The 24,890-nt window shown below is 56.6% G+C and carries 26 protein-coding genes, 1 tRNA gene and 1 pseudogene; all 28 read left to right on the forward strand.

Annotated elements, in window-relative coordinates; all coding sequences use genetic code 11:
- The first annotated feature begins 4 nt into the window (after positions 1-4).
- Complete coding sequence (locus DWV48_RS03385) at positions 5-850, forward strand: MBL fold metallo-hydrolase (protein ID WP_118653450.1); 846 nt, start codon at positions 5-7, stop codon at positions 848-850.
- 23 nt (positions 851-873) lie between these two features.
- Positions 874-1,629 (forward strand): ChbG/HpnK family deacetylase, encoded by a 756-nt coding sequence (locus DWV48_RS03390; RefSeq protein ID WP_118653451.1) that lies wholly within the window; start codon positions 874-876, stop codon positions 1,627-1,629.
- A 23-nt stretch (positions 1,630-1,652) separates the two neighbouring features.
- Complete coding sequence (locus tag DWV48_RS03395) at positions 1,653-2,546, forward strand: ROK family protein (RefSeq protein WP_118653452.1); 894 nt, start codon at positions 1,653-1,655, stop codon at positions 2,544-2,546.
- A 53-nt stretch (positions 2,547-2,599) separates the two neighbouring features.
- Entirely contained in the window at positions 2,600-2,755 is a 156-nt protein-coding gene (locus DWV48_RS09150) for a hypothetical protein (RefSeq protein ID WP_158574807.1), read from the forward strand.
- 5 nt (positions 2,756-2,760) lie between these two features.
- On the forward strand, positions 2,761-3,813 hold the full coding sequence (gluQRS, locus tag DWV48_RS03400; protein WP_118653512.1) for a tRNA glutamyl-Q(34) synthetase GluQRS: 1,053 nt from the start codon (positions 2,761-2,763) through the stop codon (positions 3,811-3,813).
- 67 nt (positions 3,814-3,880) lie between these two features.
- Positions 3,881-3,971 (forward strand) — tRNA-Ser (locus DWV48_RS03405).
- Positions 3,972-4,266: 295 nt separating this feature from the next.
- A complete protein-coding gene (locus DWV48_RS09155; protein ID WP_118653453.1) occupies positions 4,267-4,458 on the forward strand; it encodes a hypothetical protein in 192 nt (63 codons plus the stop codon).
- 27 nt (positions 4,459-4,485) lie between these two features.
- On the forward strand, positions 4,486-5,349 hold the full coding sequence (locus DWV48_RS03415) for a KilA-N domain-containing protein (protein ID WP_118653454.1): 864 nt from the start codon (positions 4,486-4,488) through the stop codon (positions 5,347-5,349).
- Positions 5,350-5,601: 252 nt separating this feature from the next.
- Positions 5,602-6,624: a hypothetical protein gene (locus tag DWV48_RS03420; protein ID WP_118653455.1), complete on the forward strand. Its 1,023-nt coding sequence runs from the start codon at positions 5,602-5,604 to the stop codon at positions 6,622-6,624.
- 258 nt (positions 6,625-6,882) lie between these two features.
- Positions 6,883-7,512, forward strand: a complete 630-nt coding sequence (locus DWV48_RS03425) for a recombinase family protein (RefSeq protein ID WP_233546099.1) — start codon at positions 6,883-6,885, stop codon at positions 7,510-7,512.
- A gap of 243 nt (positions 7,513-7,755) precedes the next feature.
- Complete coding sequence (locus DWV48_RS03430; RefSeq protein WP_118653456.1) at positions 7,756-8,268, forward strand: transcription termination/antitermination NusG family protein; 513 nt, start codon at positions 7,756-7,758, stop codon at positions 8,266-8,268.
- A gap of 100 nt (positions 8,269-8,368) precedes the next feature.
- Complete coding sequence (locus tag DWV48_RS03435; protein ID WP_233546101.1) at positions 8,369-9,193, forward strand: sugar transferase; 825 nt, start codon at positions 8,369-8,371, stop codon at positions 9,191-9,193.
- Positions 9,194-9,967 (forward strand): WecB/TagA/CpsF family glycosyltransferase, encoded by a 774-nt coding sequence (locus DWV48_RS03440; protein WP_118653457.1) that lies wholly within the window; start codon positions 9,194-9,196, stop codon positions 9,965-9,967.
- Positions 9,968-11,017, forward strand: a complete 1,050-nt coding sequence (locus tag DWV48_RS03445) for a polysaccharide biosynthesis protein (protein WP_118653458.1) — start codon at positions 9,968-9,970, stop codon at positions 11,015-11,017.
- Position 11,018: 1 nt separating this feature from the next.
- The gene (locus DWV48_RS03450; protein ID WP_118653459.1) at positions 11,019-12,236 is read left to right on the forward strand and encodes an NAD-dependent epimerase/dehydratase family protein; all 1,218 of its coding nucleotides are present in this window, start codon (positions 11,019-11,021) and stop codon (positions 12,234-12,236) included.
- Positions 12,237-12,240: 4 nt separating this feature from the next.
- Positions 12,241-13,425 carry a UDP-N-acetyl glucosamine 2-epimerase gene (locus tag DWV48_RS03455; protein WP_118653460.1) on the forward strand — a complete coding sequence of 395 codons (1,185 nt, stop codon included), beginning with the start codon at positions 12,241-12,243 and terminating at the stop codon, positions 13,423-13,425.
- Complete coding sequence (locus DWV48_RS03460; protein ID WP_118653461.1) at positions 13,425-14,621, forward strand: glycosyltransferase; 1,197 nt, start codon at positions 13,425-13,427, stop codon at positions 14,619-14,621. Before DWV48_RS03455 ends, DWV48_RS03460 begins: the two co-directional genes overlap by 1 nt.
- Complete coding sequence (locus DWV48_RS03465; RefSeq protein ID WP_118653462.1) at positions 14,608-15,174, forward strand: DapH/DapD/GlmU-related protein; 567 nt, start codon at positions 14,608-14,610, stop codon at positions 15,172-15,174. The genes DWV48_RS03460 and DWV48_RS03465 overlap by 14 nt, the downstream gene beginning before the upstream one ends.
- Complete coding sequence (locus tag DWV48_RS03470) at positions 15,161-16,231, forward strand: glycosyltransferase family 4 protein (RefSeq protein ID WP_158574809.1); 1,071 nt, start codon at positions 15,161-15,163, stop codon at positions 16,229-16,231. The genes DWV48_RS03465 and DWV48_RS03470 overlap by 14 nt, the downstream gene beginning before the upstream one ends.
- Positions 16,221-17,411, forward strand: a complete 1,191-nt coding sequence (locus tag DWV48_RS03475) for a hypothetical protein (protein WP_147352836.1) — start codon at positions 16,221-16,223, stop codon at positions 17,409-17,411. Before DWV48_RS03470 ends, DWV48_RS03475 begins: the two co-directional genes overlap by 11 nt.
- Positions 17,401-18,561, forward strand: coding sequence for a polysaccharide pyruvyl transferase family protein (locus DWV48_RS03480; protein WP_118653465.1), 1,161 nt, complete (start codon positions 17,401-17,403; stop codon positions 18,559-18,561). The genes DWV48_RS03475 and DWV48_RS03480 overlap by 11 nt, the downstream gene beginning before the upstream one ends.
- A gap of 3 nt (positions 18,562-18,564) precedes the next feature.
- Entirely contained in the window at positions 18,565-19,116 is a 552-nt protein-coding gene (locus DWV48_RS03485) for a serine acetyltransferase (protein ID WP_118653466.1), read from the forward strand.
- Positions 19,117-19,160: 44 nt separating this feature from the next.
- On the forward strand, positions 19,161-20,891 hold the full coding sequence (locus DWV48_RS03490) for a thiamine pyrophosphate-binding protein (RefSeq protein ID WP_199588886.1): 1,731 nt from the start codon (positions 19,161-19,163) through the stop codon (positions 20,889-20,891).
- Positions 20,888-21,973 carry an NAD-dependent epimerase/dehydratase family protein gene (locus DWV48_RS03495; protein WP_118653467.1) on the forward strand — a complete coding sequence of 362 codons (1,086 nt, stop codon included), beginning with the start codon at positions 20,888-20,890 and terminating at the stop codon, positions 21,971-21,973. Before DWV48_RS03490 ends, DWV48_RS03495 begins: the two co-directional genes overlap by 4 nt.
- 6 nt (positions 21,974-21,979) lie before the next feature.
- Entirely contained in the window at positions 21,980-23,413 is a 1,434-nt protein-coding gene (locus DWV48_RS03500) for a lipopolysaccharide biosynthesis protein (RefSeq protein WP_118653468.1), read from the forward strand.
- Positions 23,414-23,707: 294 nt separating this feature from the next.
- Positions 23,708-24,097 (forward strand): hypothetical protein, encoded by a 390-nt coding sequence (locus DWV48_RS03505; RefSeq protein ID WP_233546103.1) that lies wholly within the window; start codon positions 23,708-23,710, stop codon positions 24,095-24,097.
- A 5-nt stretch (positions 24,098-24,102) separates the two neighbouring features.
- Positions 24,103-24,303: a hypothetical protein gene (locus tag DWV48_RS03510; protein WP_118653470.1), complete on the forward strand. Its 201-nt coding sequence runs from the start codon at positions 24,103-24,105 to the stop codon at positions 24,301-24,303.
- Positions 24,304-24,450: 147 nt separating this feature from the next.
- Positions 24,451-24,774, forward strand: a pseudogene (locus DWV48_RS09490) (helix-turn-helix domain-containing protein); the annotation flags it as partial.
- Positions 24,775-24,890 lie beyond the last annotated feature (116 nt).

Here is a 24,890-nt window from a genome sequence, read left to right on the forward strand (position 1 = left end):
AGTCATGGCGCGATTCACGCATGAACGCATAAGTGACCACATAGTACGTATTGTCGATCCGTGTAAAGTTGCCGTATACCTTGTAACGGGGGGCGAACGATGCGTGCTTTTAGATACGGGATGCGGGTGCGTCGGCCTAAGGAACGAAGTTGAGTCATTGACAGATTTGCCGGTAACGGTTCTTGTTACTCACGGGCATGTTGACCATGCGTTTGGTGCCGGAGAATTTGGCGAAGCGTTTATCAATATGAGCGATGTCCCGGTGTACCTTGACCATTCCGACAATGCCTACCGTAAGCAATTTGTACGCGCGATATTGGGCGAAGGCGCTTCCTTCGAGCTGGTTGACCCATTGCCGCTGGAGCGGTTTTCGCCCCTGCGCGATGGCGACATATTCGACTTGGGCGGCGTTGCGGTTCGCGTCCTATCGGTGCCCGGACATACGATGGGCATGATGGTTGCCTACATAGATGCCGATGAAACGATGCTTTTAGGTGATGCTTGCGGCCCAGGAACGATCTTGCTCGAGGACTGTTCAATGCCAGTCGATGTGTACTATAGGGCGTTGTGCCACCTCGAGCAGGAAGGCCCTCGTTTCACTCGCGTTTTGCGCAACCATGGAACGTTCGAATCGTCTCCGGCATTGCTTCCAAACGTCATCGAGGTGTGCCGGCGTATCCTGAATGGCGAAGACGATCGCGTTCTCTTGGATGCCTCATTGGGGGCGATTCTCCCGCGGTCACGCAATTTGCCAATCTACCAGGCAGTTAAAACAGTTTACCGCGATGGTCATCCCGTTTGCGCCGACGGTTTAGAGGGCAACGTGACATATCGATTCGATAAGGCATAGTGATAAGAAAGGTCCTGTCTAACATGAAAAATGTCATCTTTCGCGCAGATGATTTGGGTTATAGCGAGGGTGTCAACTGCGGGATTGCAAAGGCCGTGCGCGAAGGAGTTGTAAGCTGCGTTGGTGTCATGGCAAACATGGATGCCGCTCAACACGGTATCGATTTGTTGGTAGATGCCGAGGCTGTGCTGGGGATGCATGCGGTCATGAGCGCAGGCGCACCTGTTTTGCCTCCCCACGAAGTCGCGTCGCTTGTGGATGGAAATGGCTTATTTAAGTCAAGCTCCTTCTACCGAGAAAACCAGGGGAAGGACATTGCTTTTGAAGAGCTTATTAACGAGATAGATGCCCAAATTGAGCGCTTTTATGCGATGACGAATCGGCTTCCGGCTTACTTGGATTTCCATGCCGTATTTGCTCCATGTTTTGTTGAAGCTGTTGAGGAGGTGGGCTCTCGTCGAGGCATTCCTACATGCACGGGCTTGTCAGGTTTATGCATGGTTGGCAATGCAAGTGTGACGATATTGCCAATCTGCCACGAAGAGACGCTGGAGAAGCAGCGTCGTGCCGTCGAGGAGCAGCTGTCTAAGGTTACTGCCGGCGGCACATCATTATATATCTTGCATCCAGGCTATGTTGATATGCCGCTGCTGGAGACTTCTTCAGTTACGCTTCCGCGGTGTTTTGACGTCGCGCTTGCATGTGATGGCCAATTCAGGGAATGGCTGCGGAAGAACGATTTTGAGATAACAGATTTTGCATCTGTACAGCAGTTTTAATTGGCTAAGCCGAAAGGTGAGACATGAACGATTCGGGGTTATTTGGCGCACTCGAGGCGGGCGGCACAAAGATGGTGTGCGCGGTTGGGTATGCAGATGGCACGATAGCCGGTAGTTGTCGAATTGACACGGGCAATCCAGATGACACGGTGGATGCCTGTGCGGAATGGTTTTCAAAATGGAACATAGATGCGCTTGGAATTGGCGCATTTGGACCCACCGCGGTCGACCCGTCTTCGCCGAATTATGGCAGTATCTTGGAAACGCCTAAACGCGCATGGTCACATTTTGACCTGCTGGGATCGTTGAAGGCTAAATTGGATGTGCCAATGGGATATGACACTGATGTCAACGCCGCATGTCTTGGAGAGGTCGTATATGGCTGCGCTCGAGGCTTGAAAAATGTGGTTTATTTGACAATAGGGACAGGAGTTGGCGCTGGAGTTATGGTCCAGGGCCAGCTCCTCCATGGAATCCTGCACCCAGAGGCGGGGCACGTCGTTTTGGCTCGAGATCCTTTGGATCCAATGCCCGTTAATGAATCCGCCTGCCCCTTCCATACAAATTGTCTTGAGGGTTTAATTGCCGGCCCGGCAATTGCAAAGCGCTGGAAAGGTATGAGCGCTTCAGATATTGCCGGTGATGACGACGCGATAAAACTCCTAGCTGGTTATCTTGGACAGGCGCTCGTTACATTTGCGCTGTGTTACGCTCCGCAGAAAATAATCATTGGTGGTGGCGTTGCAGACAATACCCCTGTAGTTTCCTATGCCAGAAGAGCATTTAAAGAGCTTTTAAATGGGTATTTCAAAACGCCGGAAACATGCAATCCTGAAACATACATAGTAAATAATTCGCTTCTTGGCAATCAGGGTATCTTTGGCTGCTTCGAGCTTGCCAGACGTGCGCTTCAATGAAGTTGGTGGGATGCGTTACCATGCCTTTTGTCTTCAATGTAGAGGGAGGGCTCATGTGCGAAACGCAGAGGACAGTTGAGGACCGGCGCGCGCCTGCGTATGAGGACCCGTGCATCCGCGCGGAGAACGAGGATGACGACGGGTATGACCCGTATTCCGACCGCCGTCCCGACCCCGAGCCCCTCTTCGAGCGCGATCCGTGGGCGTAGCCGCGATGGACGGCGCATTGCATGGGGCCCGCGTCGAAAGTGCGGAGCGTGGGGTGCCGGAGTGCGGGGTGCTTCCGGTTGTGGGTCGTTTTGCGCCCTCACCCACGGGGCGCATGCATCTGGGAAACGTCGCCGCCTCGCTTTTGGCGTGGCTGTCGGTCCGCAGCCAAGGCGGCAGGATTGTCCTTCGCATCGAGGATCTCGACGACCGCGCCCGCAGCGGCCCGTGGACCGAGCTGCTCATGGATGACCTGCGTTGGCTGGGCCTCGATTGGGACGAGGGACCCTATTACCAGACCGAGCGCCTGGACCTGTATGGTGCCGCGTTGGCCAAGTTGGACGCGCTGGGCCTTCTGTACCCCTGTTTTTGCACGCGCGCCGAGCTTCATGCCGCAAGTGCGCCCCATGCCAGCGACGGCACGCCTGTGTACGCGGGCACGTGTCGAGATTTGACGAGCGCGCAGGTCGCCGAGCGTTCCGCCCTCCGGCCTCCCGCGGTGCGCCTGCGGGTGCCCGCGGTCGACGACCCGGGCGATCCCGGCATGGGCTTTGGGGGCCGGACCGCCATGAGCTCGCGCGTCGTGAGGTTCGTCGACCGGACGTACGGCGAGCGCATCGAGGACCTTTCCCGGGAGTGCGGGGATTTCCTCGTGCGCCGCAGCGACGGGGTCTTCGCCTATCAGCTGGCCGTCGTCGTGGACGACGCCGAGATGGGTGTCACCGAGGTCGTTCGCGGTTGCGATCTGCTGGGATCGACCGCCCGCCAAATGTACCTGCAGGATCTCCTGGGGTATGCGCATCCCGAGTATGCGCACGTGCCGCTTTTGGTCGCCCCCGATGGCAGACGCCTTTCCAAACGCGATCGCGACCTCGACATGGGGGAGCTCCGCGCGCGCTTCGCCACGTCGGATGAGCTGCTGGGGAGGCTCGCGTTCGCGTTGGGCCTTCGGCCGGATGCGGCCCCGCTCACGGCGGAGCGGCTTGTCGAAGGGTTCTCCTGGGATTGGGTGCGCGACCATCGCGAGAGCCTCGTGGTCGGTCCCGGTTTCTTGGGCTAGTTTTGAATTATTGCCCCTATGCCCTGTTCAAGCCCTGGGAAGTGCGTTATCATCGACTAGCTGTTCCGGAGAGCTGACCGAGAGGCCGAAGGTGCTCGCCTGCTAAGCGAGTATGGGCCACAAGCCCATCTGGGGTTCGAATCCCCAGCTCTCCGCCAGTGTGAATGATGCGTCCCCTGAGTTATCGCAGCTCAGGGGACGTTTTCTTTTTCCTGTATCTTCCTGCCGCATGCCCGAATGGCAACTATTTGGCAATCGCCCCGCGCATGGAAAAGAGAGTCGGAAGTCTTTGGAGAACCGTACGCTATATAAACCGAAAAGACAATTACGAAGAATGAAATATCACTATGTAAAATTGAATACAACGTAAGGAGGCAAGATGGGCATACCCGAGAACATTGATGCCTTGCTGGTAAAGTTCGATCTGAAACCCGAAAGCCTCGCAACGGCTCGGTGGCGGCGGTCTCCATCGACGGCGCGGACTACGTGATGCGCCGCCTGTGCAACACGGGGCGCATCATCGTGCTGTCCCCGGACTCGTGGGACGACTCGTACGAGGACATAGTCATAACGGGGGAGGGGGAGCGCACGGTCGAGTACGTCGGCACCGTGGTCTGGTTCCAGCCCGCCGAGGAGATGGAGTAGGGAAATGGTCGGAGAGAGGAGTTTGAAATGCCGCCGAAGGAGATAAGCGGGAAGATAACTGCGCTCGGGGTTGATATATCGGTCTCATCAACAGGAGATCGAGACGACTATATCTCGCTGACGGATATCGCAAGATATCGCAGCGATGAACCCGGTGATGTCGTGAAGAACTGGATGCGGAGCAGGGAGACCATTGAATTTCTCGGCGTCTGGGAACGTCTTCACAACCCCGATTTTAAAGAGGTCGAATTCGACCTCTTTAGGTTGGAGTCTGGCCGCAACGCCTTCACCATGTCCCCGACCAAGTGGATACGATCGACTGGAGCTATCGGGATAAAGAGCAAAAGGGGCAGGTACGGCAGCGGAACGTTCGCTCACGTCGACATTGCCTTCGAATTCGCGTCGTGGGTGTCCCCGGAGTTCAAGCTCTATGTGATCCAGGACTATCAACGTCTGAAAAGTGATGAGAACAGCCGTTTGTCGCTCGACTGGAATGAGAAGAGGCTGTTCACGAAGATCAACTATCGCATTCATACCGATGCGGTGAAGGAGCACCTGGAGCCGATTGCCCGGGGCAAGGCGAAGCAGTTCGTCTATGCCAATGAGGCCGATGTGCTGAACGTCGCCTTGTTCGGAATGACGGCAAGACAGTGGCGCGATGCCAATCCTGCTGAAAAGGGGAACGTCAGGGATGGCGCGACGCTGCATCAGCTCATTGTGCTCGCAAACCTTGAGAGCATGAATGCACAGCTCATCAAGGAGGGGCATTCCAGAGAGGAGAGGGTTGTCTACCTGAGGGAAATGGCTTCCCAACAGCTTGACGCACTGAGAGAGAATCCGACTATCAGGGCACTTGACGGAGCCGTCCTTCCTCCCGCTGCGGAGGAATAGGCCTCACCGTGGAAGCCAGCCTGCCCTCCTTGAGTTCACGGAGCTTCTGGAAATTACCGAAGGGGTTCGCCTCTCCTAGTCGGGCGCATTTGACGGAAAACCGGATTTGTCCGTCAGAAATATCGAAATTTGACGGACAAACCCTGTTGTCCGTCAGAAGTGACTGATGTTTCAGATCCGGTCTGAAGACGGAATAGACAGGCACGCTATCTTGTTCGGGCAGAACAATACGCTCGGGCCTGGAGGTGCCGCATGTTCGGGAGGTTCGTTGTGGAACGCAGGGAAGTCGTTTATAGACTTGGAGGCGTCGACCCGGATGAAGGGGTCGATGTTTACGATTTAATCAAATACCTTAATAAGTTCGACGACCTCGTGCGCCTGACTGTCCGAGAGGCAGGATACGACGGTGAGCTCAAGATCAGGGTGCGCCCATTCAAAGAGGGCTCCTTTATCACCGAGTTCATTGTCGAAAGCGGCATCGTAGATTTGCTGACGAGCCAGAACGTCGACGCCGTGCTCAACGCGATCGAGATACTCGGTTTCTGCTATGGCGGAGCGAAAGGCATTCCGTGGATTGTCCGGAAGGTGCGAGGGGCGATCGACCGATTCGTGGACAATGGCGACGGGTCCTACACTTACGGAAAAGGCGACAATGCCGTGACGGTTGATGAGGCCACACATCGGGCGGTGCAGAATCCTACGATTGCTGAGCTATACAGGGATGTGGCGGTCGGTCCTGTCGCGGAGTTTAACGGCACGGTCCAACAGGTGAATATCTACATGCGCAATCCCAAGGAGGAGGACGATGGCCTTGCTGAAGGCTCCTCTTTTTCAAGGGATGACGCAAGCGACCTCAACGCGTATGCTAGGACCGCCTCGTCGGCGGATGAGCTCGAGGTCAGCGAGACGTCGTACATAAATAGGGGGATATGGTTGAGGCCGCTCGCCGGCTCATATGGCGGAGCCGAGAAGGGATATACCTTTCAATTTGGATCGGGCAGCGACGTCCTTACGTACAAAAGCGTGCGCATCGAAGACAAGAGTTTTTTGGATGATCTTGCAGACGGCACCGTTCGCTTCAACGCTGGAGATCTAATTCAGGTTGACCTTGAGGTAACCGAGAGGCGAACTAGGAGCGGGAAGATGAAGAATCCCCGATACAGGATTCTGAGCGTTGCTGATTACAGGCCATTGAGAGTTTCAAAGCAGGAGACGTTTGCCGACTTTCTCGACAAGAGCGAAGAGGTCAGGTCTTCGAAGGAATCGGAGGAGTGACGAAATAGGTCCCGCGCATATGGGCGGCAACCCTGCGCGAGGCCGTGTGTAGCACCAACCGAATACATCGGAAGGCAAGGTAAGTGCGAATCACGCGCTGGAATGCGAAAAAATGCGAGTGGAGCCCGCCCTCCCGCGGCATGGAAAAGCCGCGTCGGAAGAGGGGCTTAACGCCTATCGATAACCTTCACTTCGAAGCTCATATCGGTTATGAGCGGGAAGAGGGCTTGTTTTCAGCCCCCGATATGAAGGAGGTTCATGATGGGCACCATATACGGTTACGCGCGCGTGAGCACTCGCGAGCAGAATCTCGATCGCCAGTTGAGGGCGCTTGAGGAGTTTGGTGTTCGGCGGGAGCATATCTTCGCCGACAAGGCGAGTGGCAAGAATTTCGACCGGCCGGAGTGGACACGTCTCGTGAACGTGTTGCGTGAGGGCGACGTATTGGTGGTAAAGAGCATCGACCGACTCGGCAGGAACTACGAGGAGATCATAGACCAATGGCGCGCCCTTATAAAAAACCTGCGCGCGGATGTCGTTGTGTTGGATATGCCTCTGCTCGACTCCCGGAACGAGTGCGATGGCGTGACGGGCATGCTGATCTCCGATATCGTGCTACAGCTGCTGTCCTACGTTGCCCAAGTTGAGCGGGAGAGCATTCGGCAGCGCCAACGTGAGGGCATAGTCGCCGCCAAGGCTCGGGGTGTGCGCTTTGGCAGGCCCAAAAAACAACGCCCGGCAGCGTATGGGGTCACGAAAGAAGGGTATCTGGACGGGCGCGTCACTCGCGCCGAGGCAGCGCGACGTCTCGAGATATCGGTTTCGACTTTTGATAAATGGCTGAGGGAAGATGGGGTCAAAAAAGACAACGGGCTGAGGTGTGAATAAGTGCACCTTTTTAGAGAGGGGTTACTCAACTCGATGACAAGATATGAAGTTGTCGATTGCTGGGTTTTATTTCGGAATCATTGGTAAAATGGGTACGTTTTAAAAGGCTTTGAAAAGGTGCACTTTTGCGCGTCGCGTGCGTGCGGGGCTGCACCATCGGGGAGGGCCATGCGAGCCGCTTCGCCACAACTGAGCTTGACACCTGCGGGTTTGCCCGCGGGGCGTCGCGTGCCGCGTGGGAATATGCGTTGGTACCTGGTCCATACGCCCATGAGTATGGAGCATGCCACAGCTGACAAGCTGCTCAAGCTCATCCCGAAAAACCTGCTCGCGGATGCCTTCACGCTTTCAAAGGAGCGCTGGGAAAAGCGCAACGGAGTGTGGTCAATCCGTCGTGTGCAGATGTACCCCGAGTACCTATTTGTCGTATCCAGCGATGCTCACGGCCTGAATAGCGCGCTGCAAAAGCTGAGTTTCCACGTGGACTTGGTGGGGGCCACAGAGCGCTCGATCATGCCGCTTTCGGAAGATGCACGTGCCTTTTTTGAGAGGGTTGCGGGCAGTGAGCGCGTGATCCGCAGCAGCACCGCGGTGATCCTCCATGGCGAGCTGAGCGTCACGGACGGTCCTTTGGTTGGTTGCGAAGCCCTCATTACCAAGGTCGACCGGCACAAGCGCCGCTGCTGGGTGCGCGTGGGAGAGCCCGGACGGGGCTTTTTGGAGACGCTTCCGCTGGACATCCCAATCAAGACATAGGAGCACCCAAAGAGTAAGTCATCACAGCAAAGACGCACGTACATGAGGGGAGGAACCTCCCCGGCAATGAAAAAAGTCCGGGGGGGGGGGGCGTTCAAAAGTGACCAATGAGACGCAGAAGACATGGCGGGGGCATGCGGAGGACGAGGGCGTGTCGATAAAGCCCGCCGCAACTTTGGGCAACGTTGCTGTCCCCGCCGATGTGAAGGTTCCCGTTGTTGACACCCGTGAGTCTGTCCAAGAGGGCGAATGCTCCGTGCGTTTGTTATCGCTCATGCGCAACGCCGAGGCCTTCGACCGCGAGCGCCTGGGCTACCGCTTCGTGAAGCGCGCGTTCGACATCGCCTTCTCCGCGTGCGTGATCGCCGCGGCGATCGTGCCGTCCGCGGTGCTGTGCGCCGCGATCGCCGTCGAGAGCCCGGGATGCCCGCTGTACCGCCAGAGGCGCGTGGGGCGCATCGGCGCGGACGGCAGGCCGCGCGAGTTCACCATGTGGAAGTTCCGCTCCATGGTGAAGGGCGCCGACCAGATGAAGGACGCCCTATTGGCCGAGAACGAGGTCGAGGGCCCCATGTTCAAGATGAGGGACGACCCGCGCGTCACGCGCATCGGCCGCTTCATCCGCAGGCACTCCATCGACGAGTTCCCGCAGTTCCTCAACGTGTTCATGGGCGACATGTCCGTGGTGGGCCCGCGCCCGCCGCTTCCGCGCGAGGTCGCGCAGTACGACGAGTGGGCCATGCAGCGCCTGGCCGTGAAGCCGGGCCTCACCGGCCCCTGGCAGGTGGGCGGCCGCTCGGACGTGGACTTCGACGACATGGTGCGGCTGGACCTTGGCTACATCGCGCGCCGCGGCGTGATGACGGATCTGAAGCTCATCCTGCAGACCGTCGCCGTGGTCTTCACCGGGAAGGGGGCGGCGTAGATGCACGGCCCGTCCGACCCGCGGCTCGCCCGAACGCCGATCATCGACGTCCCCATCACCGCCACGAACATGGGCGACGCCCTCGCTTTCATCTCCGAGCATCTTACGGAGATCAAGGGAGAGTACATCTGCGTGTCGAATGCGCACACGACCGTGATGGCCCACGACGATCCGGCGTACTACCGCGTCCAGACCGAGTCCCTCATGTCGGTTCCCGATGGTAAGCCGCTCTCCGTTGTGGGAAGAAAGGCGGTCCCCACGATGAGCCGCGTCACCGGCCCGGACCTCATGCGGGAGGTCTTCGAGGTCTCTGCGGAGCGCGGGTACCGCCATTACCTCTACGGCAACACGCGGGAGAACCTCGACGCCCTCGTGGAGGCGCTTGAGCGCGACTACCCCGGCATCGACATCTGCGGCGCCGAGCCCTCCGTGTTCAGGGATATGACTCCCTTGGAGGAGGCTGAGCTGGCGGGGCGCATCAACCGCACCGAGCCGGACTTCGTCTGGGTCGCGCTGGGCGCACCGCGCCAGGAGTGCTTCTGCCATAGGATGCGCGGCAGCATCGACGGCCTCATGGTCGGAGTCGGCGGAGCGTTCAACATCCTGGCCGGCATCACGCCCGAGGCGCCCGTGTGGATGCAAAACCTCAGCCTGGAGTGGCTCTACCGCCTTATCCAGGAGCCAAAGCGCCTGTTCGGGCGCTATTTCGTCACCAATTCGAAATTCATGTTCTACCAGGTCACCGGTAGCAAGAGGAAGAAGGAGAACAAATAGATGGCTTCGTTCGCAGGCAAGACCCTCATGATCACGGGCGGCACGGGCAGCTTCGGCAACACCGTGCTCAAGCACTTCGTCGACACGGACCTCGGGGAGATCCGCATCTTCTCCCGCGACGAGAAGAAGCAGGACGACATGCGCCACCGGCTCCAGGAGCGGAGCCCCGAGCTCGCCTCCAAGGTGCGGTTCTTCATCGGCGACGTGCGCGACGCCCAGTCCGTGCGCGACGCGATGCGCGGCGTGGACCACGTCTTCCACGCGGCGGCGCTCAAGCAGGTGCCCTCATGCGAGTTCTTCCCCATGGAGGCCGTGCGCACCAACGTCATCGGCACCGACAACGTGCTGCACGCCGCCATCGCCGAGGGAGTGGAGAAGGTCGTGTGCCTGTCCACCGACAAGGCCGCCTACCCCATCAACGCCATGGGCAAGTCGAAGGCCATGATGGAGTCGATCATCTACGCCAACGCCCGCAACGGCGCGGGCCGCACCACCATCTGCTGCACGCGCTACGGCAACGTGATGTGCTCGCGCGGCAGCGTCATCCCGCTGTTCATCGACCGCATCCGCCGCGGCGAGCCGCTCACCGTGACCGACCCCAGCATGACCCGCTTCCTCATGAACCTCGACGAGGCGGTCGACCTCGTGCAGTTCGCCTTCGAGCACGCCGACCCCGGCGACCTGTTCGTCCAGAAGGCCCCGGCCTCCACGATCGGAGACCTGGCCGAGGCGGTCCAGGAGGTGTTCGGGCACGTGGGCACCAAGGTGATCGGCACCCGCCACGGCGAGAAGCTCTACGAGACCCTCATGACCCGCGAGGAGCGCCTGAGGGCCGAGGACATGGGCGGCTACTACCGCGTCGCCTGCGACTCCCGCGACCTCAACTACGACAAGTTCTTCGTCGAGGGGGAGGTCAAGACGCAGGCCGACGAGGCCTACACCTCCCACAACACCGAGAGGCTCGACGTGGAGGGCACCATCGCCAAGATCAAGACCGCCGAGTACGTCCAGTTGGCCCTCGAGGGCCGCGAGCACGAGGCGGTGCAGTAGGATGCGCGTCCTGGTCACCGGCGCGAAGGGGTTCGTCGGCCGCAACCTCTGCGAGGCCCTGAAGGCCATCCGCGACGGCAAGGACCGTCGCGAGCGCTTCCGGGCGCTCCTGCCGCTCGAGGTCATGGAGTGCGACCTCGGGACCACGGCGGAGGAGCTGGACGCGATGTGCGCCCGTGCCGACTTCGTGTTCAACCTCGCGGGCGTAAACCGCCCCGAGGACCCGGCGGAGTTCATGGCGGGCAACTTCGGGTTCGCCTCCGACCTGCTCGCGGCGCTCGAGCGCCATGGCAACGCGTGCCCCGTGATGCTCGCGAGCTCCGTCCAGGCGAGCCTGGTCGGGCGCTACGCGGGATCGGCGTACGGCGAGTCCAAGCTGGCGGGGGAGGAGCTGTTCCGCTCGTATTCAGATCGCACGGGCGCGCCGGTGCTCATCTACCGGTTCCCCAACCTCTACGGCAAGTGGTGCTGCCCCAACTACAACTCCGCCGTCGCGACCTTCTGCGATGCTATAGCAAATGACCGCGAATACACGGTCAACGACCCTTCGGTCGAGCTGGAGCTCCTCTACATCGACGACCTGGTCGCCGAGATGCTCTCCGCCCTGCTGGGGGAGGAGCGCCACTGCGGCTACGACGGGCTTGCGGAGATCGAGGGCGACGACTTCTGCGCGTGCCGTCCCACCGACCGCGCCACGCTGGGCGAGATCGTCGACCTGCTCGAGTCGTTCAGGGCGAGCCGCGCCGACCTCTCGGTGCCCGACCTCGCGGATGGCTCGTTCTCCAAGAAGCTGTGGAGCACGTTCGAGAGCTACTACGACGAGGGCTCGCGGGCCTACGCGCTCAAGGCCAACCGCGACGAGCGCGGCTCCTTCACCGAGTTCCTGCGCACCCCGGAGCGCGGCCAGGTCTCCGTCAACGTCTCCGGGCCAGGCGTCACGAAGGGCAACCACTGGCACCACTCCAAGTGGGAGCGCTTCCTGGTGGTCTCCGGCGAGGCGTCCATCCGCCTGCGCCGCGTCGGCCTGGACGCCGACGGCCGCCCGTTCCCCGTGGACGAGTACCGCGTCTCCGGCGACGACCCCGTGGTGGTCGAGATGGCGCCCGGCACCACGCACTGCATCGAGAACCTTTCTGATACCAAGGATCTCGTAACCGTAATGTGGGCCAACGAGCCCTTCGACCCCGAGAACCCCGACACGTATTACGAGGAGGTCTAGCCCTATGGCAGCCGACTACTCCAACGTCTCTTTTGCCAATGACGGTCGTCTTCGACTCCTTGTCATCGTTGGCACGCGCCCCGAGGTTATCCGCCTGTCCGAGGTCATCAAGAAGTGCCGCCGGCACTTCGACTGCCTTCTGGCGCACACCGGGCAGAACTACGACTACACTCTCAACGGCATCTTCTTCCGCGACCTCGAGCTGGCGGACCCGGACATCTACCTGGACGCCGTGGGCGACGGGCTGGGGGAGACCATGGGCAACATCATCGCCCGCTCCTACGACCTGATGCGGGAGGTGGAGCCCGAGGCCCTGCTCGTGCTCGGCGACACCAACTCCTGCCTCTCGGCCATCGCGGCCAAGCGCCTGCACATCCCGATCTTCCACATGGAAGCCGGCAACCGCTGCAAGGACGAGTGCCTGCCCGAGGAGACCAACCGCCGGATCGTCGACGTGATCTCCGATGTGAACCTCGCCTACTCCGAGCACGCGCGCCGCTACCTCAAGGAGACGGGGTGCGCGCCGGAGCGCACCTACGTCACGGGCTCGCCCATGGCCGAGGTGCTGCGCGCCAACCTCCCCAAGATCGAGGCGTCCGACACCCACGCGCGCCTGGGGCTCGAGCCGAGGAGGTACATGCTGCTCTCCGCGCACCGCGAGGAGAACATCGACACCGAGGCGAACTTCCTGTCGCTTTTCGGCGCCATCAACAGGCTCGCCGAGGAGTACCAGATGCCCATCCAGTACTCCTGCCACCCGCGCAGCCGCAAGCGCCTGGAGGAGACCGGCTTCGAGCTGCACCCGCTGGTGCGCATGCACGAGCCCATGGGCTTCCACGACTATAACCGCCTGCAGATGGACGCGTTCTGCGTGGTCTCCGACTCCGGCACGCTGCCCGAGGAGAGCTCGTTCTTCGCGAGCATCGGAAAGCCGTTCCCCGCTGTGTGCATCCGAACCTCCACCGAGCGCCCCGAGGCGCTCGACAAGGCCTGCTTCACCCTCGCCGGCGTCGACGAGCGCGGCCTGCTGAACGCGGTCCGCACCGCCGTGGCACTGGACGCGGAGGGGTCGCTCCCCCAGGCCCCCGTGCCAGACTACGCCGACGAGAACGTGTCCACCAAGGTGGTCAAGATCATCCAATCCTACACCGGCATCGTGGACAAGATGGTGTGGAGGAAGCGTCTGTAATGGCCTCGAGTGACACTAAAACTGCTGAAGCGCTTGTCGGCGAGGCGTTGACGCTGGGAGAGGGGCTTAGTAGGCCGCTGCGCTACGTTCAGCTTAATAGTTTCTACAACGGGTCGACCGGCTCCATTATGCGCGGCCTTCACGCCCAGCTATCGAATTCCGGTGTTGACTCTTATTGCCTGTGGGGCAGGAGGCATGAAACCATCGACGAGCACATGGCATGCTGCGCATCCAAGCCCGAGGTGTATCTGCACGGCGCGATGACGCGTCTTCGAGACCGGATGGGCTTCTACTCCAAACGCGACACCGAGAGGCTTCTCGCTCGGTTGGACGAGATCGACCCCGACGTCGTCCACTTGCACAACATTCACGGCTACTACGTGAACATCGAGATGCTGTTCGCCTGGCTAGCGGGCCACCATTGTCAAGTGAGGTGGACCCTGCACGATTGCTGGGCCTTCACCGGCCATTGTGCGCACTTCACATATGTGAAGTGCGCACAATGGATGACTCATTGTGCGTACTCGGAGGGCTGCCCGCAGCCGGATGCCTATCCCAGGACAATCTGCAAATCGAACTGCGCGAGGAATTTCGAAGATAAGAGGCGCATCTTTACCAGCGTTCCACCGGAGCGCTTGACGCTCATCTGCCCTTCGCAGTGGCTGGCCGATTTGGTGAGGAAGAGCTTCTTGAAGGACTATCCCATTGAGGTGCGCCACAACACCATCGACAATTCAGTGTTCAAGCCCACTCCGAGTGATTTTCGCGAGCGTCATGGCATCGGCGACCGCTTCATGATCCTGGGCGTCGCGAGCCCCTGGACTGAGCGCAAGGGTCTGGGAGACTTCGTGCGGTTGGCCGGGGAGCTGGATTCCGATAGATATGCCATCGTGCTCGTGGGTCTCTCCGCAAAGCAGATCAAATCGCTCCCGGAGGAGATCATCGGTCTCACGAGGACGGATTCCCCGCAGGAGCTCGCCGGGATCTACACGACCGCGGACGTCTTCTTCAACCCGACAGTCGAGGACAACTACCCGACGGTGAACTTGGAGGCTGAGGCCTGCGGAACCCCGGTCATCACGTATGACACAGGCGGCTGCAGGGAGACGATCGCTGACGTGCGCTCGCACGTGGTAGAGGGATATTCACAGGCAGTGGAACTGCTTAAGGGAAAGGAAAACCATGCAGCAAGCTGATCTTGCCGCTATTGGCTCTCAGGGGTATAAACGCTTCGCAAAGATGCCGATTAAGCTCCTACTTGTGGCACTCAACAAGCTGTCAAACAAGACATACAAGCGGCTATATCCACGTTATTTGGCGTGGTTGGGAGTCAATATCTCGAAGCAATTCTCTGAGTATGGCGACCCATGGATAAGTCCCGAATGTCGTTTTGATGCCGCCGGTTACAACTTGATAACCCTTGGGGACGGCGTGACCATATCCTATGGCACCTCGATTCTCGTCCATGATTATAGCATCGACAAAGCGCTGTTTTCCCGTCGTAGCGAGCACGGCAAGTTCCTTAAGCCCGTTTCAATTGGCAAGAATTGCTTTATTGGGGCTAATTCCATGATTCTACCAGGAACCACCATTGGGAACGATTGCATTATCGGGGGGGGGTCGATCGTCAAGGGAGATTTCCCGGACGGTTCGATTATCTGTGGGAATCCGGCGCGCGTTGTGGGGGATATAGATGAATTCCTCGCAAGGCACGAGCAAAAAGAGGATATCGTTTATGAGCGTTCCTAGCGGAAAAGTCCTCCTCATCGGCCGACTCGACGGGACAAGGGGGCCTCTTGGTGTTGCGAGGGCGGTGCATACCCGTCTTGCAAAAAAGCATAATTGCCAAATTGAGGAGGTTTCCACCTTTGTGGACGTTCTCAGACTGGTTGCGAAGATACCTTTTGCTTATAAGGGGTATTCGATTTGCGTTCATCAAAACGGGTTCAGGATTCCCCTGATCTTATGCCTGCTGTCCAAGATCGATCATCGCAACACATATTATCTCGTCGTACATGGGATTGCTGCCGAAGAGCAGAAATACCGCCCTGTTTTGGATCGAGATTTACGGATCGAGCCGAAACTAATTAGGGAGTATCCAAATCTCATATGCGTCTCCGAGTTCGAGAAGAAGGTGCTCGGAAGGCTTTATGGGCGCAAAAAGAACATGACCGTCATCGGCAATGGCGTTGATGTGGATCGAGAGATTGATTCGAAGAGCCTGCTTTCGAAAAAGCGCTCCTCGTATCCCCCGGTCGTTATAACGACCGGGGGATACGAGGAGCGCAAGGCCTGTGACCTTGCGCTCCTCGTTCTCTCCCAGTATGCCGAAAGGACAGGGACTAGACCTAAGCTCATTGTCTGCGGACGTGATACCGATGCCGTTGGCTCCAATCGCGCTCTTTGCGAGCAGATTGCGAGGAATGGCAATGTTGAGCTCGAATATCGAGGGGAGATCACCGATAAGCATGAGCTGGTGAATCTCTACCAGAACGCAGATTTCTATGCCGGGCTCAGCAGATTTGACACCTTCAATGTGTCCGTTCTAGAGGGAGCAGCCTCCTTCTGCGTGCCCATTGTCTCTGGGTCTTGTGGCGCGGCAGCGCTGTTCGACGATTCAAGCGCCATACGATGCGAGATCGATAGCGATTGTTGGGTGGATAAGGCTGTTGCGCGTCTTATTGAACTCTGTGACGACGGCAATCTTTATCGGGATGTCGCTAAGCGGTCATACAGAATCGCTTCTTTATACACCTGGGATGACGTTGCAGAGAAGTACTGGAAGGTTCTTGCACATGGTGAATAGTTCTTGTGTTGAACAGACTAAGGGACGTTCGCCGATGGATATGAGCAGTGTGCTCTTCTGGCTGGGATTCTGGTCTCTATTCGTTAAGTTCTTCTTAGAGTCCATTATTCTTTTTGAATCGTTTGAGGCGCTTCTTAAGGTCTTTCAGCTGTTCGGCTGCGCCTTCCTTTTGCTCAGAACCGTTGTACTCGTGATAAAGGGCTCGTCGAGCGGATTGGGCTTGGTGGGCGTTTGTCTGGGAATTCTATCTTATCTATTGTCCGGTGAGTCTGTGCTGCTGACGACTTCGCTTATTCTGTCAGCCGCTTACGAGATCGATTTTCAGGCGATTATCCGATCTTGGGCGCGAGCCGTAACGGTCATTCTCGTTTCAATGCTGTGCATATATGTGGTTGCTGGGGTGCTGGGCGAATCCGTTGGAAAAACCTGGCTCAACATTGGTGGAATCTCTTCCAGCCGTGGAGCGCTCCTCTTTGTTCACCCAAACTATTGTGCTGCCGTCTTTTTTGTCTGGGCTATGGCAATGTGGTGCCGATTTGATGTTGGACTTGAGGTCAAGATACTTGTTGGCGGCATTGCCACTTCGGTTATTTTCTATATCGCCGGCTCCCGTACCTCGGCCGTGTCCTTGCTGCTTTTTTTCATGTTTGTTTTCATCTTAAAAGTGTGGAAAAGACGTTCGTGTAGGAGCTTCTCCAAATGGGCTCCTAGGTTTACTCTTGGAATTCCTCTAATGCTCTTTTTATTGACTTACTGGATTAGCGCAATTTGGTTTACTGGTCCAGCCTTTAGTCAAACGGCAAGTGATTTCCTAACTGGTAGGCCAGCTTTGTGGTGGGCTCAATGGAATTATTCTGGGTTGAGCATCTTTGGTCACCATGCGTTTGAGGGCATCGTGCTTATCAGGGGGACGATACACGACATTCATACCGTAGACGGCATGTATGCCTCGTTTCTATTCAATATCGGAATTGCGGGCTTCGCATGGATTCTTGTTCTTGTCAAACGATTCTTCGCTTGGGGCGGAGTTCGTGAGCCAATTTATGTCGCGGCGTTACTGACCACCTTCATCTTCGGTTTCACTGAGTGGCATGCAATGAACGCGGTAGTCTGCGTTCCTCTCATCCTTCTTGCCGAAGGCTTGAGAAATGCAGAGAAGGGAGTGGTAGATGAACTCTAGCAAACCGATTGCTCGAATCGCGCAGATGACCTGGTATCAGTCTCAGAACTACGGCAGTGTGCTTCAGGCGTATGCATTGCAGCGTACGCTACGGAACATGGGCGCGGATGCGAGGCTCGTGAACTACGATCCTGCACCCTGGCAGCAGCGTAATCAATCTTCGCTACGCAAAAGCAAGCCCTTTAGGGCGGCCCGTGTATGCCAGCAGCGCCTAATGGGTGCTGCTCCATATGTATCTGATGAGAAGGATGCTGCCTTTCATGCGTTTGCATCCAAATATATACGCGAGACTGAGCCCGTCTCCTTGTTTGAGGATTTCTCAATTCTGAACTCCCATTTCGATGCGTTTGTATGCGGGAGTGATCAGGTGTGGTCACCTCGATGCTACGATCCCCGCTATTTTCTCGACTTCGTTGCCGATGACAGGCTCAGGATTGCCTATGCGCCGAGTTTTGGTTGCGACAAGCTGCCCGCTGAGGCTTCTGCTGCAATGGCGCCGCTTGTTCGCAAGTTTGATGCGTTGAGCGCTCGTGAAGCTGAGGGCGCAAGAATGGTGGAGGAGCTTTGCGACGGGGAGTGCCAAGTGGTGTGCGATCCGGTTGTTTTGCTCGAGGCCGACGACTGGCGTTCCATTTCTCGCAGAGATGGGCATCTCGTCTCGGATGAGTATTGCCTTTGTTATTTTCTCGGTCGTTCCGAGGAGAATTGGGAGCGTGCTCGCGGGATTGCGAAGACTTTGGGGCTCAAGCTCGTAATGGTTCCAGTTTTCAACGGAGATGTCCGTAGGGATGGATTGGCGCTTTCTGGCGTTGGACCGCTTGAGTTCCTCAGCCTTATCGACCGGGCATCCTATGTGTGTACGGATTCCTTCCACGGGCTTGTGTTCTCGTCTATTTTCGAGCGAGACTTTTCAGTTTTCGAACGTTTCAAGGCGGGAAGCTCCGCTTCTCAGAATGTCCGAATCGAGAACTTCCTTCGCATGGCCGGTCTTGAGCATCGACTCCTGCGGCGGGGTGTCTCGGATGCGGACGACATTGCCTGCAGCATCGATTACGCCGCTTCCTCGAAGCGTGTCGCAGCTCTTCGGGAACAGTCCTTGCGGTATTTGCGGGGTGCCCTCGCGTCGTTACTTGGCGAAGAAAGGGAGTAGGACATGGGATTATCGCCAAGGATATTCGCCCTTGATTCCTTCCATACCTACGGAAGCAAACGAACGAGCCTTTCGCTTCTGGCAAAGGACCTTGGATACCGCTATGTTTTCTACCTGCGTCAATGTCAAGCGGGAGGCATAAGAAAACTGCTGTTCGCAATACCTCGCAAACATCTATCTAACCATTGCGGTATCGAGATTGGTCCCTGTGTCAAATGCGGTGGGGGGCTGTATCTTGGGCATCCGTGGGCCATAACCGTCAACGGGAACGCGACGCTCGGCACGAACGTTAACCTTTCGAAAGGCTGCACCATTGGCGCAGAAAACCGCGGGCAGCGCAAAGGGGTGCCGACATTGGGCAATTGTGTCTTTGTTGGCGTGAATGCCACGGTTGTCGGTGGTGTGAGCATTGGGGACGATGTGCTCATTGCTCCTGGGGCTTACGTGAACCAAGATGTTCCGGCGCACTCCATTGCTGTTGGCAACCCCTGTCGGATCATTCCCCGCGAAAACGCAACTGAGGGCTACATAGTTAGACGAGTTAGCGGTTACTAATGACCTCGAAGCATTTCTGAACAACTAAGGGAAAGGAGCCCAGTATGGGTGCGAAGTATACAGAAGAGAAGAATGCCCAGATGCTCATGAGCCTCATGAAGCAGCATGGGGTGCGAAAAGTCGTCGCCTCACCTGGGGCCACGAATATATCGTTCGTGGTCAGCCTTCAAAGAGATCCGTTCTTCCAGGTCTATTCATCTGTTGACGAACGTTCGGCAGCCTATATTGCATGCGGATTGGCCGAGGAGACAGGCGAGCCAGTCGCACTCAGCTGCACGCAGGCGACGGCCTCAAGAAACTATTTTCCTGGACTTACCGAGGCGTACTATCGTAAGCTTCCCGTGCTCGCCGTAACATCGACCCAACACGCTGTTCGTATTGGGCAGAACATCCAACAAGCTATCGACCGGACCGTCCAGCCTGTCGATACCGTTAAATTGAGCGTACAGGTGCCCATCATACAGAGTGCCGAAGATGCTGCATATTCGAACATAGCCATTAACAGGGCACTTCTAGAGCTTCGTCGCGATGGCGGCGGTCCCGTTCACATCAATCTAACTACCACTTATACCAAGGTTTACGATACAGACGAGCTTCAACAGAGCCGTGCCATTCTCCGCTATACGCCGGATGATGATTTCCCAGTAATTCCGCGCGGTTCGCGCGTTGCCGTGTACGTGGGCGCTCACAGCCGTTGGGATAGCGAGCTCACTGCAAGTGTCGACGCGTTTTGTGAGACATATGGTGCATGCGTGCTTTGCGATCAGACGAGCAACTACTGGGGAAAGTATCGAGTTAATCCGTCCCTCCTCTTCTCCCAAGGAAAGGCTATTGCCTCTGCTGAGAATATCGACATCCTCATCCATATCGGTCATACCTCCGGAGGCTCTGTGCCCAGGCGAATAAAGGAGACATGGCGCGTCAATCTCGACGGTGAGGTGCGTGACACGTTTGGGTGCCTGAAGAATGTCTTTGAAATGTCCGAGCAGCGGTTCTTCGAAACATATGCCGGTATGGGTGGCGAGAGGGTGTCGAACTTCCGCGATGAGTGCATGTGTGAAGTCGATGCGATCATGGAGAAGATTCCCGACCTCCCATTTTCCAACGCATGGATGGCGCAGCAAACCATGCCGCTTTTCCCCGAAGAGTCCATCGTGCATATGGGTATCTACAATTCGCTTCGCACTTGGAGCCTTTTTGAGGGCAATAGCATCCGTGGCTACTGCAACACCGGTGGTTTTGGCATCGATGGTGGCGTATCGAGCCTTTTGGGTGCTTCGCTTGGCACCGACGCCCCTTGCTTTGGGGTGTTTGGCGACCTCGCGTTTTTCTATGACATGAATGCGCTTGGAAACCGCCATGTGGGGAACAACCTGCGTATTCTCATTGTCAATAATGGTTGTGGCGTTGAATTTAAGAACCATATCAACCGTGCATATCCCCTTGGCGAAGAGGCGGACGCTTATGTGAGTGCGCGCGGACACTATGGGCATCAATCTCGTGATCTTGTTCGGCACTTCGCCGAGGATCTTGGCTTTGAGTATCGGGGGGTTGAGAACAAAGAAGAGTACCTTTCGGTGATTGACATGCTGACTTCGCCCGAGCCGCGCGTGCGACCTGTGTTGGTCGAAGCCTTCGTTCGGCCCGAAGATGATACCGAGGCGCTCAGGCTTCTTTATGGCATCGAAGAAAGTGCGATGGGCAATGCAAAGGCTGCCATCAAATCCGCTCTTGGCGAGAAAGGCGTCCGTGCGTTGAAGGGGCTTATCCGATGAGGGCATTGCTGCTTGGCGGTACGGGTGCCATGGGCGGCTACCTCCAAAAGGGGCTTGTCTCGCTGGGCTGGGAGGTCTTCGTTACTTCTCGCAGCGCCAGAAGGTCAGAGGGGGCTATAACTTACCTTCAGGGCAACGCCAAAGACCCAAGCTTTCTGGACGTCGTGCTCAAGGACAGTTCTTATGATGCCATCGTGGACTTTATGACGTGGACGCCCGATGCCTTTCGCAGAATATTACCTTCTCTGCTTGGCTCGACGGGGCGCTACGTATTCCTTTCTTCTTATCGCGTCTTTGCTGATTTCCCTGTTATCAACGAGAGCAGTCCTCGGCTTCTCGAGTCTTGTCCCGACAAGAAGTACCGCTCCGGGGGCGAATACGCAATCATCAAGGCGTTGGAAGAGGATGTCCTGCGTGGTTCGCCAACTAATAACTGGACCATCATTCGGCCTGCAATCACGTTTTCCGGCGGTGGTGTGGGCAGATTTCAGTTGGGTACGTATGAATGCGGCCTCTGGCTCTGGCGTGCCATGAGGGGGCTTCCTGTTCCGGTCGTTCCCGAGATGATGAAAAAGCAGTGCGCTCTTACTTGGGCGAAGGATGTAGCGTGGATGATTGCGCTGTTGATTCAAAATCCCGATGCCGCGGGTGAAGACTTCAACGCTGCGACATCCCAGCATCAAGCTTGGGCCGATGTCCTTGACTTGTACCGTTTGGTACTTCCCGTTGAAACTCGCGAGGTGACATTGGAGTTATACGAGTCTCACTGTGGGCCCGCTCTTAAGGAATATGGCTATATTCCACAGGTGCGTTATGACCGCATGGTCGATAGGGTTCTCGACAACGCAAAGGTGCTCGCATATACCGGACTCTGCGATGGCGACCTTGCTGATGTTCGCGATGCCCTGCCTCGGGAGTTGTCCAGTTTTCTCGCTCGAAACCCTCGTTTATCCACAGCTCCTGCTGTGCAGGGCCGCCTCGATCGCATCGCACGCTCCTCTTTGCGGACTCGCGATGCTCTTAATGAGTTTGGAATAGTGGGTTCGGCAAAGTACTTTGCAGGCAAGTTTGGGTTGGTGTAATCAAATTTGAGTTTTGATGTTAAAAATGGGGCGACTACGGAGCAAGAGCCACAGTCACATGCGAAGAATCTGCTGAAAAACACCGGTATCTTCGCCATAGGCACGTTCGGATCGAAGATTCTGACGTTGCTGATCATCCCGCTCTGCACGCATTACATCGCCACGGGCGACATGGGCGTGTACGATATGGTATATACCGTTGTGGCGCTCTTACAGCCGATTGCAGTCCTCGCGATTCCAGAATCATTATTCCGCTGGATTATCGATGATCATGCCGATAAGAAAAGCATCTACTCAACGTGGCTTGGCTTGTTTGTGGGCTTAACAGCGTCTTTCTCTGCAATTTATTGGCTTTGTTGGGTCGTTTTCAGATTCTCCGATGCGCCCTTGATGTATGCCCTCGTTGTATTGGGATGTCTCTTCCAGAGCTTCCAGTATGGAACACGTGGTCTCCATAACAACAAACTGTTTGCTATCTCTGGCGTCATTTATTCGCTTGTTTACTGCTTGGGATGCTATCTTCTTGTCGCTAGGCTTCAGGTGGGATACCAAGGTCTGCTCTATGCGATGCTGGCCGCAACATGCGTCGCCTCCCTTTTTCTCGTTATCCCGCAAAGGGAGCTTAGAACCTTCGCTTTTTCTGGTGTCGATGTACGCGCTGCATGGGAAATGCTCCGCTATTCGCTTTTTCTGTTGCCAAATCAGTTGAGCTGGTGGGCGATGACCATGCTTGGCAGACTAATCATCGTCGGCTTTATGGGTTACTCGGCAAATGGTGTTTTCTCTGTCGCGATGAAATTCCCATCTGCGTTATCGATGGTGTCAAATGTCTTTACTCCTGCGTGGCAAGAGCAAGCCGTCATGCTGTTTAGCAGGAAGGATAAGGACGCTTATTTTTCCAAGGTTTTCAATCAATATGCCTTGCTGCTTGTCACTCTTCTTATTCCTGGAGTGCCGTTGACAAAGCTGTTTGTGCAGATTGCCATGGATTCTGCATACCATTCTTGCTTTGATGTCGTCGCCCTTCTCTATCTTGGGGCTGTTCTTAACGCGCTTTCGGCCTTTGCCGGCGTTCTCTATATGTGTGCGAGGGATACCAAGGGCGCTGCAACTACAACATTGGCGGGGGCTCTCGTCAATATCGTCTTGTCGCTTGTCCTTGTTCCGACAAGTGGCCTTATGGGTGCCGCATTGGGCAACCTTATCGGAAATGCGACCATCCTCGTCATTCGTCTGAGGCAAACTGACAAGTACTGTTCCCTACGCGTCGACTGGTGGAAGCTCACTGCCTGTGCCGTCGCTGTCATTATTTCTTCGTTGGCGGCATCGGCTGCTTCTTCGCTTGTAGAGATTAGCCTGCTTTCGCTTGTTTGCCTTGCCTTCTTTTGCATTGCAAACCGCAAGTCGCTCTCTTTGTTGAAAGGGTTTCTAAAAAGATAGGATCTAGGGGGAGACTGCATCCTCATTGCCAACGCGCATTCAAAGATCGTGCCGCATGAGGAGCATCAGCTCTGCATTGTGTATTGGTGGCTATGAGGTGTTATATATTGTAAGTGTGAGGGAAGGGGGCGTTAGGTGCGATGATTTGGCGGCCGCAAGGGACAGAATATACGCCGCCTATCTATATTTCAACAGTATTGCAGATCGGCCTACTATCAAGACGATGCCGCCCTGATTGATAGGCATCAGATTGCGGCTTGCCTAACCTATGCAGTGCTTGTGGCTGAGCCCCTCATGGTTGATTCGGCCTTGGCAACCGAGAAGTCCTATTATGCAAATGAGCGGCTTGCCTTCACGCTCGCTTGTTCAACCATGGTTTCTTTTCTTGTTCAGTACCATTCAGACAGAATACATGCGGGGATTGCGGACCACGACGAGTATCAAAAAATCGGGGCTGCACGGAACAAGCTGCTGCAAGAGGGCATCGCAGTGCCAAAGACCGTTCCTAATGAAGATTCATATCCCATGACCCTTTATCGATGCTTTCGTTTTACGGCTGCGGAAGGGTCGTTCAATCTCTTGAGCCTCGCGTCTCTGTATTATCTTTTGGAGAACGCTACGGTTGGAAAGCGGCTGTATGGAGAGATGCGCTCCTATTATTCGTTCGTGGCCGAAGAGGTGTGATTCAGATGCTGTGGATCATGATAGCAACCTTTATTCTCACAGTGGTGGCGAGCGCCGCTATTGCTCTCGAGTATGCGAGAATCGACTCCATTGCCGTCGATTACAAGGTTGAAGAGTTCGAGCATGCCGTGGGCAGTTCCGTGCCCATCGAAGCCGTGCGGACGAACTCGACTGTGCGCGGGGAAGGGGCTGAGGAGAGTTGCTAGCAGCCCTGATTCCCGTCCAGTTCCAATCAAAAGTTTGGCTATCGACCCCATAGAACTCTATATCGGAATCTATATCTGAAAATAGCGGGATATATCTGAACTCAGATATAATTTCAGATATAGATTCAGATATAAGGAGGGCTGAGTATGGGCATTCCGGAACGCGAGACCTTGTCAATCGAGTTTAAAAGTGACCGCAAGACAATCGCGGAGGGCGTCATTGTCGACGAGGTGGTTGCCCTTTCCAACACTGATGGAGGCGAGCTATACATAGGCGTCGAGGACGATGGCGTTCCCACTGGCGCCCAGCCTCAGCATCGAGACCCTCTGCAGATGAACGCTATGATCGCAAACAAAACGGTACCATCCGTTTCCGTGCGGACAACCATCTTGACGGAGAGCGGAAAGCCCGTCGTTCGCATCGAGGTCCCGCGATCGGCAAGCGTTGTCGCCTCGGCTCAGGGGCGCATCTTGCGCCGCCGCCTCAAGGCGAATGGGGAGCCAGAGAGCATTCCCATGTATCCATATGAGATTTCAACGCGGTTGTCTGATTTGGGCCGTCTTGATTATTCCGCCCAGCCCGTCCC

Source organism: Collinsella sp. AF08-23, assembly GCF_003479805.1.
Classification (GTDB): domain Bacteria; phylum Actinomycetota; class Coriobacteriia; order Coriobacteriales; family Coriobacteriaceae; genus Collinsella.

Excerpts from the sequence above, each read along its gene's own strand:
- DWV48_RS03385 (WP_118653450.1), top strand. The coding sequence starts at position 5 with ATGGCGCGATTCACGCATGAACGCATAAGTGACCACATAGTACGTATT.
- DWV48_RS03390 (WP_118653451.1), top strand. The coding sequence starts at position 874 with ATGAAAAATGTCATCTTTCGCGCAGATGATTTGGGTTATAGCGAGGGT.
- DWV48_RS03395 (WP_118653452.1), top strand. The coding sequence starts at position 1,653 with ATGAACGATTCGGGGTTATTTGGCGCACTCGAGGCGGGCGGCACAAAG.
- DWV48_RS09150 (WP_158574807.1), top strand. The coding sequence starts at position 2,600 with ATGTGCGAAACGCAGAGGACAGTTGAGGACCGGCGCGCGCCTGCGTAT.
- gluQRS (WP_118653512.1), top strand. The coding sequence starts at position 2,761 with ATGGACGGCGCATTGCATGGGGCCCGCGTCGAAAGTGCGGAGCGTGGG.
- DWV48_RS03415 (WP_118653454.1), top strand. The coding sequence starts at position 4,486 with ATGCCGCCGAAGGAGATAAGCGGGAAGATAACTGCGCTCGGGGTTGAT.
- DWV48_RS03420 (WP_118653455.1), top strand. The coding sequence starts at position 5,602 with ATGTTCGGGAGGTTCGTTGTGGAACGCAGGGAAGTCGTTTATAGACTT.
- DWV48_RS03425 (WP_233546099.1), top strand. The coding sequence starts at position 6,883 with ATGATGGGCACCATATACGGTTACGCGCGCGTGAGCACTCGCGAGCAG.
- DWV48_RS03430 (WP_118653456.1), top strand. The coding sequence starts at position 7,756 with ATGCGTTGGTACCTGGTCCATACGCCCATGAGTATGGAGCATGCCACA.
- DWV48_RS03440 (WP_118653457.1), top strand. The coding sequence starts at position 9,194 with ATGCACGGCCCGTCCGACCCGCGGCTCGCCCGAACGCCGATCATCGAC.
- DWV48_RS03445 (WP_118653458.1), top strand. The coding sequence starts at position 9,968 with ATGGCTTCGTTCGCAGGCAAGACCCTCATGATCACGGGCGGCACGGGC.
- DWV48_RS03450 (WP_118653459.1), top strand. The coding sequence starts at position 11,019 with ATGCGCGTCCTGGTCACCGGCGCGAAGGGGTTCGTCGGCCGCAACCTC.
- DWV48_RS03455 (WP_118653460.1), top strand. The coding sequence starts at position 12,241 with ATGGCAGCCGACTACTCCAACGTCTCTTTTGCCAATGACGGTCGTCTT.
- DWV48_RS03460 (WP_118653461.1), top strand. The coding sequence starts at position 13,425 with ATGGCCTCGAGTGACACTAAAACTGCTGAAGCGCTTGTCGGCGAGGCG.
- DWV48_RS03465 (WP_118653462.1), top strand. The coding sequence starts at position 14,608 with ATGCAGCAAGCTGATCTTGCCGCTATTGGCTCTCAGGGGTATAAACGC.
- DWV48_RS03470 (WP_158574809.1), top strand. The coding sequence starts at position 15,161 with ATGAGCGTTCCTAGCGGAAAAGTCCTCCTCATCGGCCGACTCGACGGG.
- DWV48_RS03475 (WP_147352836.1), top strand. The coding sequence starts at position 16,221 with ATGGTGAATAGTTCTTGTGTTGAACAGACTAAGGGACGTTCGCCGATG.
- DWV48_RS03480 (WP_118653465.1), top strand. The coding sequence starts at position 17,401 with ATGAACTCTAGCAAACCGATTGCTCGAATCGCGCAGATGACCTGGTAT.
- DWV48_RS03485 (WP_118653466.1), top strand. The coding sequence starts at position 18,565 with ATGGGATTATCGCCAAGGATATTCGCCCTTGATTCCTTCCATACCTAC.
- DWV48_RS03490 (WP_199588886.1), top strand. The coding sequence starts at position 19,161 with ATGGGTGCGAAGTATACAGAAGAGAAGAATGCCCAGATGCTCATGAGC.
- DWV48_RS03495 (WP_118653467.1), top strand. The coding sequence starts at position 20,888 with ATGAGGGCATTGCTGCTTGGCGGTACGGGTGCCATGGGCGGCTACCTC.
- DWV48_RS03505 (WP_233546103.1), top strand. The coding sequence starts at position 23,708 with ATGGTTGATTCGGCCTTGGCAACCGAGAAGTCCTATTATGCAAATGAG.
- DWV48_RS03510 (WP_118653470.1), top strand. The coding sequence starts at position 24,103 with ATGCTGTGGATCATGATAGCAACCTTTATTCTCACAGTGGTGGCGAGC.